Source organism: Enterobacter sp. PP-008-ECC_S150 (assembly GCF_045257065.1).
Taxonomy (GTDB): Bacteria; Pseudomonadota; Gammaproteobacteria; order Enterobacterales; family Enterobacteriaceae; genus Enterobacter; species Enterobacter chengduensis.
In genome coordinates this window covers 467,280-480,480 of record NZ_JBJHHG010000001.1, presented here as the reverse complement: position 1 = coordinate 480,480, position 13,201 = coordinate 467,280, and the positions used below count along the sequence as shown (strand labels likewise).

The window sequence follows — 13,201 nt, the reverse complement described above, 5'->3', positions numbered from 1 at the left end:
GTGGCGCTGCGCTTACCCGGCCTACTTTTCCTTGTAGGTCGGGTAAGGCGGAGCCGCCACCCGACACTCACTTTCAGGCGCTTTGTTTCAGCCAGTTCAACACCACGTCGTGGTGGTTGCTGGTTTTGAAGTCGTCAAACACATGTTCAACTTTACCGTCAGCGTCAATCAGGAAGCTGATGCGGTGAATGCCGTCGTAGGTTTTCCCCATAAACGTCTTCTCGCCCCAGACCCCGAACTGTTCGCACACCTGATGGTCTTCATCAGAAAGCAGCGTGAAGTTCAGCAGCTCTTTTTCAGCAAATCGTGACAGCTTTTCTGGTTTATCCGTGCTGATACCCAGCACTTCCACGCCGACTTTCTTCAACTCGTCCATGTTGTCGCGTAAGCCGCAGGCCTGTACGGTGCAGCCGGGGGTCATGGCTTTCGGGTAGAAATAGACCAGAACACGCTGTCCCTGGAAGTCGGTCAAATTTACTTGCTCGCCGTCTTGATCCGGCAGGCTAAATTTCGGTGCGATGTCACCGGCTTTCAGTGGGTTCATTACTCAACTCCATCCTGTTCGTGCTGCGAATAATTGACGACGCTTATACTGCCCTGCGCGTTTAATTCTGTACAGAGGGCTTTGAACGCTTGCTCGATATTTGACGCATCCTGTGAGGCAGGGCTGTGGGCGGTAATTTGAATAAACAGCACCGGAAGACCCTGGTCATCGCCTGTCTGCGTGCGGGAAACCAGTTCGGCAATATTCATCTGATGGCTGTCAAAAAGCGCCGTGAACCGCTCAATCAAATGTGGAGAATCAGGCACTTCAACCTGCACCCAGACAGTAGAGGGCAGCGCCGGACGCGGACGCGCAGTGGTGCGCTTCATGACGATCAGCAAATCCAGTTCGGCTCCCTTCAGCGGCAGGGTCGATTCAATCAACGTAATGGCGTTCCATGTCCCGGAAAGTAACATAATAAATGTGAACTCTTCGCCAAGCATCGCCAGACGGCTGTCTTCGATATTACAGCCGCAGCTGCTTACGTGGCGGGTGATGGTGTTCACGATACCCGGCCTGTCGGCACCCAGCGCAGTGATAACCAGGTAATGTTGTGATGAGGTTGTCAAACCTGTTCTTCCTTTGCATGGTTAAGTCTTCCTAAGGAAAGCATAAAAAAAACATGCATACAACCGCCTGAGGGCCTCAGGTCGCTTGCTTTTATTACAGTTCCAAACGTACCATTGAGGCTCTTGTTCGCACAGAGGATGGCTCATGTTCACGGGAAGTATTGTCGCGCTTGTAACACCGATGGATGAAAAAGGTAACGTCTGCCGGTCTAGCATGAAGAAGCTGATTGATTACCATGTCGCCAATGGAACCTCGGCGATCGTTTCGGTAGGGACTACCGGTGAATCTGCAACGCTGAGCCACGACGAGCACGGCGATGTAGTGATGCTGACCCTCGAACTGGCTGACGGACGTATTCCGGTTATCGCGGGCACAGGCGCGAATGCCACCGCAGAAGCGATCAGCCTGACCAAACGTTTTAACGACAGCGGCATTGTTGGCTGTCTGACGGTGACCCCTTATTACAACCGTCCTACTCAGGAAGGTTTGTTCCAGCACTTCAAAGCCATCGCTGAACATACTGACTTGCCACAAATTCTGTATAATGTGCCGTCCCGTACCGGTTGCGATATGCTGCCGGAAACCGTTGGTCGTCTCTCGAAAGTAAAAAATATTATCGGTATTAAAGAGGCGACAGGGAACTTAAGCCGCGTTCATCAGATCAAAGAGCTGGTTTCAGACGACTTTATCCTGTTGAGTGGTGATGATGCGACCGCGCTGGACTTTATGCAGCTCGGTGGCCACGGCGTGATCTCCGTAACGGCAAACGTTGCGGCGCGCGACATGGCGGAAATGTGCAAACTGGCCGCAGCCGGTCACTTTGATGAAGCGCGCGTGATTAATCAGCGTCTGATGCCGCTGCACAATAAATTATTTGTCGAACCCAATCCGATCCCAGTGAAATGGGCATGTAAGGAGTTGGGGCTTGTAGCAACCGATACGCTGCGTCTGCCAATGACGCCGATTACCGACCACGGTCGTGATATCGTCAGGGCAGCGCTGAAGCATGCCGGTTTGCTGTAGAGTTTAGGGAGATTTGATGGCTTATTCAGTACAGAAGTCGCGCCTGGCGAAGGTTGCGAGTGTTTCGCTTGTTATGCTGCTCGCTGCCTGTAGTTCAGACTCGCGCTACAAGCGCCAGGTGAGCGGTGATGAATCCTATCTGGATGCGACCCCGCTTGCTGAACTTCACGCTCCGGCGGGGATGATCCTGCCGATTCAGAACGGCGATTATAATATTCCCGTGACCAACGGCAGCGGCCTGGTCGGTAAAGCGCTTGATATTCGTCCACCAGCACAGCCTCTGGCGCTGGTCAACGGGGCGCGTACCCAGTTCACCGGTGATACGGCGTCTCTGATGGTTGAGAGCGCGCGCGGTAGCAATCTGTGGCCGCAGGTTGTCAGCGTCATTCAGTCGAAGAACTACACCATCGATAAACGCGATGACGCCAGCCAGACGTTAACCACCGACTGGATCGAATGGAACCGTCTGGATGAAGATCAGCAGTACCGCGGTCGCTATCAAGTCTCCGTTAAGCCACAGGGTTATCAGCAGGCGGTTAACGTTAAGCTGTTGAACCTTGAGCAGGCGGGTAAACCGGTTGCGGATGCCGCGTCCCTGCAGCGTTACAGCACCGAAATGCTGAACGTCATTGCTGCGGGTCTGGATAAGACCGCGACAGAAGCCGCCAACGCAGCGCAAAGCCGCAACGGTGTGACCTTCGATGTCCAGAGCGGTGCGGATGATACCGGCCTGCCAATGCTGGTGGTGCGTGCGCCGTTTAACCAGACCTGGCAGCGTCTGCCAGCGACGCTGGAAAAAGTGGGCATGAAGGTGACAGACAGCACGCGTTCAACCGGCAGCATGACGGCAACCTATAAGCCGCTCTCCGACAGCGCGTGGCAGGAACTGGGCGCGAAAGATCCTCAGCTTGCCTCCGGTGACTACAAAATTCAGGTTGGCGACCTTGATAACCGCAGTAGCCTGCAGTTTATCGATCCAAAAGGTCACACGCTGACCCAGTCGCAGAACGATGCGCTGGTCGCTGTCTTCCAGGCAGCATTCAGCAAATAAATACGAGGGCTGGTGAATCCAGCCCTTTTTATTTTCGTGCTACGCAAACGTGTGCGTGGCATAATATGCCCAGTTTTGAACACCAATCATCACACCAGGAGTAATGAAGATGCAGAAGCAAGCTGAGTTGTATCGTGGCAAAGCGAAGACCGTATACAGCACGGAAAACCCGGATCTGTTGGTGCTCGAGTTCCGCAATGATACGTCAGCAGGGGATGGCGCACGCATTGAGCAGTTCGATCGTAAAGGCATGGTGAACAACAAGTTCAACCACTTCATTATGACCAAACTGGCCGAAGCGGGTATCCCGACTCAGATGGAAGCGTTGCTGTCCGATACGGAATGTCTGGTGAAAAAACTGGATATGGTTCCGGTTGAGTGCGTTATTCGTAACCGCGCGGCAGGCTCCCTGGTGAAGCGTCTGGGCATTGAAGAAGGCATCGAGCTGAATCCACCGCTGTTCGACCTGTTCCTGAAAAACGATGCCATGCACGATCCGATGGTGAATGACTCCTACTGCGAAACCTTCGGCTGGGTGAACAAAGAGAACCTGGCGCGCATGAAAGAGCTGACCTACAAAGCCAACGACGTGCTGAAAAAGCTGTTTGATGACGCGGGCCTGATCCTCGTCGACTTCAAGCTGGAGTTTGGTCTGTTCAAAGGCGAAGTGGTGCTGGGCGACGAGTTCTCGCCGGACGGCAGCCGCCTGTGGGATAAAGAAACCCTGAATAAAATGGACAAAGACCGCTTCCGTCAGAGCCTGGGCGGCCTGATTGAAGCGTACGAAGCGGTTGCTCACCGTTTAGGCGTTAAGCTCGACTAACTCCCTCACTTGCCAAAGGATGTTCTCATCCTTTGGCGTCTTACCCTTGTTTCCTATGGTAATCTTGCCGTTAACCGCCTACGATCATAGCTATTATAAATGGAATAGTTCGAGGTGGTTATGCGCTGGCAAGGGCGTCGTGAAAGTGACAATGTAGAAGACAGGCGCAGCGATGGCGGCGGCGGGCCTTCAATGGGTGGGCCCGGCTTCCGGTTACCTAGCGGCAAGGGCGGGATCATCCTGCTGATTGTGGTGTTAGTCGCAGGTTACTACGGCGTCGATCTCACCGGGCTAATGACCGGCCAGCCGCTGCAACAGCAGCAGCATTCCCAGCGCTCCATCAGCCCGAATGAAGATGAAGCCGCCAAATTTACCTCTGTTATTCTCGCGACGACTGAAGATACCTGGAGTCAGCTTTTCGAGAAGATGGGGCGTACCTACCAGCAGCCGAAGCTGGTGATGTACCGGGGCGCAACCCGCACCGGATGCGGCACCGGGCAGTCCGTGATGGGGCCGTTCTACTGCCCGGCAGATAGTACCGTCTATATCGATCTCTCTTTTTACGATGACATGAAACGCAAGCTTGGCGCTGACGGTGATTTTGCCCAGGGCTACGTGATTGCGCATGAAGTCGGCCACCACGTGCAGAAGCTGCTGGGCATTGAGCCAAAAGTGCGCCAGCTGCAGCAGAATGCTTCTCAGACTGAAGTGAACCGCCTGTCCGTCAAGATGGAGCTGCAGGCGGACTGCTTCGCGGGCGTCTGGGGTCACAGCATGCAGCAGCAGGGCGTGCTGGAATCCGGCGATCTTGAGGAGGCGCTGAATGCCGCTCAGGCTATCGGTGACGATCGTCTTCAGCAGCAGAGCCAGGGGCGCGTCGTGCCGGACAGCTTCACTCACGGTACCTCGCAGCAGCGCTACAGCTGGTTTAAGCGCGGCTTCGACAGCGGCGACCCGGCCCAGTGTAATACCTTCGGCAAAGCCATGTGATGGTGCCGTTTGAACATCTGATACGCGAGCTTGAGCGTACCGGGCACCGCCGTCTGGTGGTGCTTACGGGCGATGAGTGGTGGACGCTCAGCCAGGCGACAGCCCTGCGGGATGCCTTACCGGGAGACTGGCCGTGGCTGGCGGAAAACCCGTCTAAGGCCCTCAGTGGACTGCTGGGACGCGAATACCTGCACGCCGTTTTTGACGCGCGCGCGGGGTTTGACGTCTCAGCGTTCGCCGCGCTCAGCGGCACGCTGCGTGCCGGAAGCCTTCTGGTGCTGCTGGTTCCGCCTCTCGCCGTCTGGGCCGACAGGCCCGATAGCGATTCGGTGCGCTGGAGCGACAGCGCGGAGCCGATTGCCACCCCGCACTTTGTTCACCACTTCTGCCGGACGCTTGCCGCCGATTCGGATGCGATCCTCTGGCATCAGCATCGCCCTCTGACGCTTCCCGCCGTACCCGATTTACCCGCCTGGCAGCCTGCCAGCGGCGCGCCGGAGCGCGAGCAGGCGGAGATCCTCGACGCGCTTCTGACCATGCCTGCGGGCATCGCAGCCGTAACGGCTGCCCGCGGGCGCGGAAAGTCAGCGCTGGCGGGAATGCTGCTCAGCCGCATTGCGGGCAGTGCAGTGGTGACGGCGCCGGCGAAAGGCGCCACGGACGTCATCGCCCGCTTTGCGGGCGAGCGTTTTCATTTTATGGCACCTGACGCGCTGCTGGCTTCTTCGCTGCAGGCCGACTGGCTAATTGTCGATGAAGCGGCAGCCATCCCCGGCCCGCTGCTGGAGAAGCTGGTAATACGTTTTCCGCGCGTGCTGTTGACCACCACGGTTCAGGGCTATGAGGGCACGGGCAGGGGGTTCCTGCTGAAGTTCTGCGCCCGTTTCAGCGGGTTGCAGCATTATGCCCTGTCGACCCCCATTCGCTGGGCTGCCGGGTGTCCGCTTGAGCGGTTCGTGGCGAATGCTCTGTTATTTGATGATGCGCTTATCGACCGCAAACCGGAAGGCGAGGTGCGTATAAGGCCGCTGGATCCGCGGATCTGGGAGAGTGACCCGGCACGCGTGGCAGGCGTATATGAACTGCTGTGCGCCGCGCACTACCGTACTTCACCGCTCGATTTACGCCGGATGATGGACGCTCCTGGCCAGCACTTTGCCGTTGCGGACGCGGGGGCTGATATCGCGGGCGCGCTTTGGCTGGTGGACGAGGGCGGGTTGTCACCTGAGCTTAGCCGCGCCGTGTGGGCGGGATACCGCCGTCCGCGCGGGAATCTCGTGGCGCAGTCGCTGGCGGCGCACGGCGGCTCGCCTCTCGCAGCAACGCTGAAAGGGCGACGGGTGAGCCGCATTGCGGTCCATCCCCTGCGCCAGCGGGAAGGCATCGGGCAACGGCTTATCCGTAGCGCCAGCGGAGAAGATTATCTCTCGGTGAGCTTTGGTTATACCGACGCGCTGTGGCGCTTCTGGCAGCAGTGCGGGTTTGTGCTGGTGCGGATGGGCAGCCATCGGGAAGCCAGCAGCGGCTGCTACACCGCGATGGCGCTGCTCCCGCTGAGCGAGGCCGGACACCGGCTGTGCGCCCAGGAGCACCAGCGTTTGTGCCGGGATATGCGCGTCCTGTCGGCCTGGAACAATGAAAAGATCCCCGTGACAGACGGCTGGGAAGCTACCCTTAATAATGACGACTGGCTGGAGCTGGCGGGATTTGCTTTTGCGCATCGCGCGTTTTCAACCTCGGTTGCCGCGCTGACGCGGCTGTTGCTCGCCGTGGATCTGCCGCTTCCGGTCCTGCGGGGGAAAATGGCAGGCAAAACGGAAGAGGGCGGGCGAAAAGCGCTGCTGGCGAAGCTGCGCAGTGAAGCCGCGCAAGCGCTTGAAAGCCTTGACTATCCGCGCTGCCAGCAGGTGAAGGACGACATTTTGCAATGGCAATTTTTTCAATGACTTCTTCAGTAAAGTGGCATGGTCATTCCCGCCGGGAGGCGTAGAATCCAGGTCATCTATTAAGGAGACCACCATGAAACACGACCATTTTGTTGTTCAAAGCCCTGACAAACCGGCTAAACAGTTGCTGCTTCTGTTTCATGGCGTTGGCGATAATGCCGTCAATATGGGGCAGATCGGCAGCTGGTTTGCGCCCGTTTTCCCGGAGGCACTGATTGTCAGCATCGGTGGCGTAGAGCCATGCGGCCCGAACGGGCGGCAGTGGTTCTCGGTTCAGGGCGTAACGGAAGAGAACCGTCAGGCGCGCATCGACGCCATCATGCCGACCTTTATCGACGTTGTGCGCTACTGGCAGCAGCAGAGCGGCGTAGGAGCCGACGCGACCGCACTGATTGGCTTCTCGCAGGGCTCTATCATGTCCCTGGAAAGCGTAAAAGCGCAGCCGGGTCTGGCTTCGCGGGTGATCGCGTTTAACGGCCGCTTTGCGACGCTGCCGACGAGCGCGACCACGCAGACTACGATCCACCTGATTCACGGCGGTGAAGACCGGGTGATTGAGCTCTCGCATGCGGTTGACGCGCAGGAAGCGCTGATTCGCGAAGGCGGGGATGTGACGCTGGATATCGTTGACGACCTGGGCCATGCGATCGACGACCGCAGCATGCAGTTCGCGCTCGATCGTTTGCGCTATACCGTGCCGAAACACTACTTTGATGAAGCGCTCAGCGGCGGCAAGCCGGATAACGATGATATTGTAGAGTTTATGTGATTCTTCCCCCTCTCCCAGGGAGAGGGGAAATCGGATCGATTACTTCTTCTGGTCCTTCTTCGGCCAGTCGTCGTCATCGTCCCACTTGTCGTTAAAATCACGGTGCGGGGGAAGATCCGGTTTGTTGGCGAGAAATTTTTTATGGTCAACGCGCTTAAGGTCTTTAATCACGTTCAGCAGTACGCCAACCAGAAAAACCAACACCAGAACCCACCAGTACTTTGAAAGCCAATCCATTCGCTATTCCTCTCAGAGCGTTCGTCAGGCGACGAGTTGCTCCATAATACGTTGATACATGCGGGCCAGCAGTTGCAAATCTGCCGCATTGACACACTCATTTATTTTATGAATGGTTGCGTTCACTGGACCCAGTTCGACAACCTGAGCGCCCATACGGGCGATAAAGCGTCCGTCTGAGGTGCCACCCGTTGTCAGCAGCTGTGGCTTAATTTCATTATAGTGCTCGATGGCGTTCACCACCGCATCCACCAGTTTGCCGCGCTGCGTCAGGAACGGCTGGCCGGAAAGCCACCAGTCCAGGCTATAGCGCAGCTCATATTTTTCCAGCAGGGCGATCACGCGGGCTTTAATCATTTCATCGGTCAGCTCGGTGCTGAAGCGGAAGTTGAACTGGACGAAGAAGTCCCCCGGGATCACGTTGTTGCTGCCGGTTCCGGCCTTGACGTTTGCAATCTGCATGCTGGTCGGCGGGAAGAACTCGTTGCCCTTATCCCACTCAATCGCCACCAGCTCGCTCAGCATCGGCGCGGCGCGATGGACCGGGTTATCGGCCAGATGCGGATAAGCAACGTGCCCCTGCACGCCGTGAATGGTGAGGTTACAGGTCAGCGAACCACGGCGTCCGTTTTTAACCACATCGCCCACCACCTCGGTACTGGACGGCTCGCCGACCAGGCAGTAGTCCAGACGCTCGTTGCGCGCCATCAGCGCTTCAACGACCTTCACGGTACCGTTGTGCGCGCTGGCTTCTTCGTCGGAGGTGATTAAAAACGCGAGACGGTTTGTGTGGTTCGGATGCTGCGCCACGAAGCGCTCTGCCGCCACGACCATTGCCGCCAGAGAGCCTTTCATGTCTGCCGCGCCGCGACCAAACAGCATGCCATCGCGAATGGTCGGCTCAAACGGCGGGTTAATCCAGCGATCCGCGTCGCCGGCGGGAACGACGTCGGTATGCCCGGCAAAGGCCAGCGTTTCGCCCTGACCGCGCCACGCCCAGAAGTTCTGGGTATCGCCAAAATCCATGCGTTCAACGGTAAAACCGATGGCACGCAGGCGTTCAATCATAAGCGCCTGACAACCTGCGTCGTCCGGGCTAAGGGAAGGACGGCGAATAAGCTGCTGAGTCAGCTCAATGACCGGGCATGACATAAACTACACCTCAACGAAAAAAGTCGGAATAAAGGGTTTCACTGAAACCCAGCAGCATAGGCTGCCCAGGCGCGCAGAGCAATGGGCGTTTGATAATTGCCGGCATGTCGAGCATCAGTTTGGCCGCGCTGTCGGCATCTTTGATGCTGGCGCGCAGGGATTCGTCCAGTTTACGCCAGGTGGTGCCGCGGGTGTTCAGCAGCGCTTCCCAGCCCAGCTCGCGAATAGCGCTATGCAGAAATTCTGCATCAAGCCCATCGGCACGGTAATCGTGGAAGCGGTACTCCACGCTGTTGGCTTCCAGCCAGCGGCGGGCTTTTTTGATGGTGTCGCAATTTTTAATGCCGTACATCACAACCATGATGGATCCTTTTGATGTTCTGATAATTAAATGTTCAGTAAATTCGACGATATATCCTTAAATGGAATATAACACATTCAGGAATTGTCTGGATTAACGAGTCTTCTTAATTCGACTCACAACTGTACGCTGAATATTCTTTCATCATTTAAGCATAGAAGTCCATAAACTTTAAAAACCTAATAAACTCAGCAAATAAAATAAAACTCACCCGTCCGCAGGGTTATTTCAAAATATTGCTGGCCGTCACAAAAAATTGAGGTCACTCCGTTCATATTTATCATAAATCCCCGCAGGACGTGGGGTACAATCACAGCAATTGGTTAAATAGTCTTCACAACGATGGTCCGTTTTTGTAGAATGCCCATAATAATAAGAGAGGTTGTTATGATTGAACGTGAACTGGGGAACTGGAAAGATTTTATCGAAGGCATGCTTCGTAAATGACATTCAGTAAGAATTGCAAGAGCACTAAAATAAGTAAAATAACCATAGTGTGACTTAATCACACAATAAAAAGGCGGCCCATAAAGCCGCCTTTTTTTATTTCAACCACTTACTCAGGTCGCTCCTTTAGCGGGAAGCGGCGACGTACCAGCACAAAGAACAGCGGCACGAAGTAAAGGGCGAGGATGGTGGCTGATATCATGCCTCCCATCACGCCCGTGCCGACGGCATGCTGGCTGCTGGAGCCTGCGCCGGTGCTGGTTGCCATCGGCAGTACGCCAAACACAAACGCCAGCGACGTCATCAGGATCGGGCGTAAGCGCTGACGGCAGGCGTGCAGCGTGGCGGCCATCAGCTCGTGTCCTTTAGCATTCATTTCGTTGGCAAACTCAACGATCAGGATGGCGTTCTTCGCCGACAGGCCAATCACGGTGAGCAGGCCCACCTGGAAGTACACATCGTTCTCCAGGCCGCGCATCCAGGTCGCCAGCAGGGCGCCGATAACCCCAAGCGGCACCACCAGCATGACCGAGAACGGGACCGACCAGCTTTCATACAGGGCGGCAAGGCAGAGGAAGACCACCAGCAGAGAGAGTGCGTAAAGCGCGGGGGCCTGCGCCCCGGAGAGACGCTCCTGGTAAGACATGGCCGTCCACTCCAGACCAAAACCGGCGGGCAGCTGCTGCACCAGCTTTTCCATGGTGTCCATGGCGGTACCGGTACTGACGCCCGGCGCGGCCTCCCCGACGATTTCAACCGCCGAGTAGCCGTTATAGCGCTCGAGGCGCGGCGAACCGCTCTCCCAGCGCGAGGTGGCAAACGCGGAGAATGGCACCATGCCGCCAGCGTTATTCCTGACAAACCAGCGGTTAATATCATCCGGCAGCATGCGGAACGGCGCGGCGGACTGGACATACACTTTTTTCACGCGGCCGCGATCCATAAAGTCATTCACATAGCTTGAGCCCCACGCCGTTTGCAGGGTGTCGTTGATATCGTTAATCGAGACGCCCAGCGCCTGCGCCTTGCGCTGATCGATATCCACCTGGAGCTGCGGGCTGTCGTCGAGGCCGTTATGGCGGACGCGGGTCAGGCCTGAATCTTTTCCGGCCAGCTCCAGCAGCTTATCGCGCGCCGCCATCAGCGCCGTGTGGCCCGCGCCGGCGTGATCCTGCAGCTCCATATCGAACCCGGCGGAGCTGCCCAGCCCGCTTATCGCGGGCGGGCTGCTGGCAAAGACGCGCGCTTCTTTAATGTGCGCAAAGGCTTTCGTCGCGCGTTCAATGATGGCAAACGAGGTGCCCGTGCGGGTATCGCGCTCGTCCCAGTCCTTCAGGCGGACGAACATGCGGGCGACGTTCTGCCCGTTTCCGCCCGGGCCGGAGCCGACGGTGGAGAAGACCGACACAACGTTATCTTTCTCTTGAGTGAAGAAGTACTGCTCCACTTTCTGAACCACTTTCAGCGTCTGCTGCTGCGTTGCGCCGCTCGGGAGCTGCACCGAGGTGGTGAACATGCCCCGGTCTTCCATCGGCAGGAACGAGGTGGGCAGGTGCATAAACAGCCAGACCATGCCGCCCAGCAGCACAACGTAAATCATCATCCAGCGCAGGCTGCGGTGCAGCACGCGGCCAACGGCAGATTCATAGCGCGCGGCGTTGCGGTTAAACATCCGGTTAAACCAGCCGAAGAAGCCTTTTTGCCCGTGCTGCTCCCCTTTGTGCAGCGGTTTCAGAATAGTGGCGCACAGCGCGGGGGTGAGGATCAGCGCCACCAGCACGGAAAGCACCATAGCCGAAACGATGGTGATCGAGAACTGGCGGTAAATTGCCCCGGTGGTGCCGCCAAAGAAGGCCATCGGGATAAAGACGGCCGACAGCACCATCGCAATCCCGACCAGCGCTCCCTGAATTTGCCCCATCGATTTGCGCGTCGCCTGGCGCGGAGAGAGCCCTTCCTCGCTCATGATGCGCTCGACGTTTTCGACCACCACGATGGCATCATCCACCAGCAGGCCAATCGCCAGCACCATGGCAAACATTGTCAGGGTATTAATGCTGTACCCGAACGCGTAAAGCACCGCAAAGGTCCCCAGCAGCACGACAGGTACGGCAATGGTCGGGATCAGCGTCGCGCGGAAGTTTTGCAGGAACAGGTACATGACCAGGAAGACCAGGGCGATCGCTTCCAGCAGAGTCTTCACCACGTCCTCAATCGATGCTTTAACGAAGGAGGTGGTTTCATAGGCGACTTTGTACTCCAGCCCGTGCGGGAAATACTGCGACAGCTCATCCAGACGGTCTAACACCAGCTTCGCCGTCGCCATTTCGTTTGCGCCGGAGGCCAGTTTAATCCCCAGACCGGAGGCCTGATTGCCGTTAAAGCGGCTCAGGTAGTCATATTTCTCCGCACCCATTTCCACGGTAGCGACATCGCCCAGACGCACTTCCGAACCGTCCTGATTCACGCGCAGGGTGATGTTGCGGAACTGGTCCGGCGTCTGGAGCAGGGATTGTGAATTAATGGTGGCGTTCAGGGCTTGCTTATCAACGGACGGCGTTCCCCCCAGTTGCCCTACGGCAATCTGGGCGTTCTGGGCTTTAATGGCAGTGGTCACGTCGGATGCCGTCATCTGGTAGCTGTTCAGCTTGTTCGGGTCGAGCCAGATGCGCATAGAGTATTGTGAACCGTAGGCGTCGATATCCCCGACGCCGTTAATGCGGCTGATGGGATCCTGAATGTTACTGGCGACGTAGTCCGCAATGTCCTGTTTATCCATCGAGCCATCCGTCGAGACAAACGCGATGGTCAGTATGTTGGTATCCCCGGTTTTACGCACGGTCACGCCCTGGTTCTGCACCGCCTGAGGGAGCTTGCGCATGGCCGACTGCAGCTGGTTCTGGACCTGCTGCACCGCTTCGTCCGGGTTGGTGCCTGCCGTAAAGCTCAGGGTGACCGTCGCCTGCCCCGTGGCGCTGCTTTGCGAGGACATGTACATCAGGTTATCCAGACCCGTCATGTTCTGCTCGATAACCTGCGTCACGGTATTTTCCAGCGTCTGCGCAGACGCGCCGGGATAGTTTGCGGTGACGCGCACGTTCGGCGGGGCCAGGTCGGGGTATTGCTCAACGGGAAGTGAAGTAATGGCCAGGACGCCTGTCAGACACAACAGGATGGCAAGCACCCAGGCAAAAATGGGGCGATCGATGAAGAAATTCGCCATGAAAAAGTGACCTCGTTTTGCTGCACGTCATTATTGTTAATTGCCCGCCTAACTTTAGCGTTAAG

The 13,201-nt window shown here is 57.0% G+C and carries 13 protein-coding genes; 7 read left to right on the top strand and 6 right to left on the bottom strand.

What is annotated here, in order from left to right:
- Positions 1 to 73: 73 nt before the first annotated feature.
- The gene (gene bcp, locus ACJBF3_RS02160; protein ID WP_014171119.1) at positions 74 to 544 is read right to left on the bottom strand and encodes a thioredoxin-dependent thiol peroxidase; all 471 of its coding nucleotides are present in this window, start codon (positions 542 to 544) and stop codon (positions 74 to 76) included.
- Positions 544 to 1,113 (bottom strand): glycine cleavage system transcriptional repressor, encoded by a 570-nt coding sequence (locus ACJBF3_RS02155; RefSeq protein WP_045325933.1) that lies wholly within the window; start codon positions 1,111 to 1,113, stop codon positions 544 to 546. Before ACJBF3_RS02155 ends, bcp begins: the two co-directional genes overlap by 1 nt.
- Positions 1,114 to 1,258: 145 nt before the next feature.
- On the opposite strand from ACJBF3_RS02155, the gene dapA reads away from it, so the two are divergent.
- From dapA to ypfH, 6 genes are all read left to right on the top strand, one after another.
- Entirely contained in the window at positions 1,259 to 2,137 is an 879-nt protein-coding gene (gene dapA / locus ACJBF3_RS02150) for a 4-hydroxy-tetrahydrodipicolinate synthase (RefSeq protein ID WP_045325931.1), read from the top strand.
- Between the two features lie 16 nt (positions 2,138 to 2,153).
- Positions 2,154 to 3,188 carry an outer membrane protein assembly factor BamC gene (gene bamC / locus ACJBF3_RS02145; RefSeq protein ID WP_045325930.1) on the top strand — a complete coding sequence of 345 codons (1,035 nt, stop codon included), beginning with the start codon at positions 2,154 to 2,156 and terminating at the stop codon, positions 3,186 to 3,188.
- Positions 3,189 to 3,297: 109 nt separating this feature from the next.
- A complete protein-coding gene (purC, locus tag ACJBF3_RS02140; RefSeq protein ID WP_045325929.1) occupies positions 3,298 to 4,011 on the top strand; it encodes a phosphoribosylaminoimidazolesuccinocarboxamide synthase in 714 nt (237 codons plus the stop codon).
- A gap of 120 nt (positions 4,012 to 4,131) precedes the next feature.
- On the top strand, positions 4,132 to 5,001 hold the full coding sequence (locus tag ACJBF3_RS02135) for a neutral zinc metallopeptidase (protein ID WP_045325928.1): 870 nt from the start codon (positions 4,132 to 4,134) through the stop codon (positions 4,999 to 5,001).
- Entirely contained in the window at positions 5,001 to 6,947 is a 1,947-nt protein-coding gene (locus tag ACJBF3_RS02130) for a tRNA(Met) cytidine acetyltransferase TmcA (RefSeq protein ID WP_045325926.1), read from the top strand. Before ACJBF3_RS02135 ends, ACJBF3_RS02130 begins: the two co-directional genes overlap by 1 nt.
- Before the next feature lie 73 nt (positions 6,948 to 7,020).
- Complete coding sequence (ypfH, locus tag ACJBF3_RS02125; RefSeq protein WP_045325923.1) at positions 7,021 to 7,716, top strand: esterase; 696 nt, start codon at positions 7,021 to 7,023, stop codon at positions 7,714 to 7,716.
- A 39-nt stretch (positions 7,717 to 7,755) separates the two neighbouring features.
- Here the strand turns inward: ypfH and ACJBF3_RS02120 are convergent, their stop codons facing one another.
- The 3 genes from ACJBF3_RS02120 to ACJBF3_RS02110 are packed head-to-tail and all read right to left on the bottom strand — an operon-like array spanning position 7,756 to position 9,466.
- Positions 7,756 to 7,953, bottom strand: coding sequence for a YpfN family protein (locus tag ACJBF3_RS02120; RefSeq protein ID WP_008501627.1), 198 nt, complete (start codon positions 7,951 to 7,953; stop codon positions 7,756 to 7,758).
- 24 nt (positions 7,954 to 7,977) lie between these two features.
- Positions 7,978 to 9,105 carry a succinyl-diaminopimelate desuccinylase gene (gene dapE / locus ACJBF3_RS02115; RefSeq protein WP_045325921.1) on the bottom strand — a complete coding sequence of 376 codons (1,128 nt, stop codon included), beginning with the start codon at positions 9,103 to 9,105 and terminating at the stop codon, positions 7,978 to 7,980.
- Positions 9,106 to 9,115: 10 nt separating this feature from the next.
- Positions 9,116 to 9,466 (bottom strand): ArsC family reductase, encoded by a 351-nt coding sequence (locus ACJBF3_RS02110; RefSeq protein ID WP_045325919.1) that lies wholly within the window; start codon positions 9,464 to 9,466, stop codon positions 9,116 to 9,118.
- A gap of 387 nt (positions 9,467 to 9,853) precedes the next feature.
- On the opposite strand from ACJBF3_RS02110, the gene ypfM reads away from it, so the two are divergent.
- Positions 9,854 to 9,913, top strand: coding sequence for a protein YpfM (gene ypfM / locus ACJBF3_RS02105; RefSeq protein WP_015572204.1), 60 nt, complete (start codon positions 9,854 to 9,856; stop codon positions 9,911 to 9,913).
- 109 nt (positions 9,914 to 10,022) lie between these two features.
- On the opposite strand, the gene acrD is transcribed toward ypfM, so the two are convergent.
- Positions 10,023 to 13,136 (bottom strand): multidrug efflux RND transporter permease AcrD, encoded by a 3,114-nt coding sequence (acrD, locus tag ACJBF3_RS02100; protein ID WP_045325918.1) that lies wholly within the window; start codon positions 13,134 to 13,136, stop codon positions 10,023 to 10,025.
- Positions 13,137 to 13,201 lie beyond the last annotated feature (65 nt).

Excerpts from the sequence above, each read along its gene's own strand:
- bcp (WP_014171119.1), bottom strand. The coding sequence starts at position 544 with ATGAACCCACTGAAAGCCGGTGACATCGCACCGAAATTTAGCCTGCCG.
- dapA (WP_045325931.1), top strand. The coding sequence starts at position 1,259 with ATGTTCACGGGAAGTATTGTCGCGCTTGTAACACCGATGGATGAAAAA.
- bamC (WP_045325930.1), top strand. The coding sequence starts at position 2,154 with ATGGCTTATTCAGTACAGAAGTCGCGCCTGGCGAAGGTTGCGAGTGTT.
- purC (WP_045325929.1), top strand. The coding sequence starts at position 3,298 with ATGCAGAAGCAAGCTGAGTTGTATCGTGGCAAAGCGAAGACCGTATAC.
- ACJBF3_RS02135 (WP_045325928.1), top strand. The coding sequence starts at position 4,132 with ATGCGCTGGCAAGGGCGTCGTGAAAGTGACAATGTAGAAGACAGGCGC.
- ACJBF3_RS02130 (WP_045325926.1), top strand. The coding sequence starts at position 5,001 with ATGGTGCCGTTTGAACATCTGATACGCGAGCTTGAGCGTACCGGGCAC.
- ypfH (WP_045325923.1), top strand. The coding sequence starts at position 7,021 with ATGAAACACGACCATTTTGTTGTTCAAAGCCCTGACAAACCGGCTAAA.
- ACJBF3_RS02120 (WP_008501627.1), bottom strand. The coding sequence starts at position 7,953 with ATGGATTGGCTTTCAAAGTACTGGTGGGTTCTGGTGTTGGTTTTTCTG.
- dapE (WP_045325921.1), bottom strand. The coding sequence starts at position 9,105 with ATGTCATGCCCGGTCATTGAGCTGACTCAGCAGCTTATTCGCCGTCCT.
- ACJBF3_RS02110 (WP_045325919.1), bottom strand. The coding sequence starts at position 9,466 with ATGGTTGTGATGTACGGCATTAAAAATTGCGACACCATCAAAAAAGCC.
- acrD (WP_045325918.1), bottom strand. The coding sequence starts at position 13,136 with ATGGCGAATTTCTTCATCGATCGCCCCATTTTTGCCTGGGTGCTTGCC.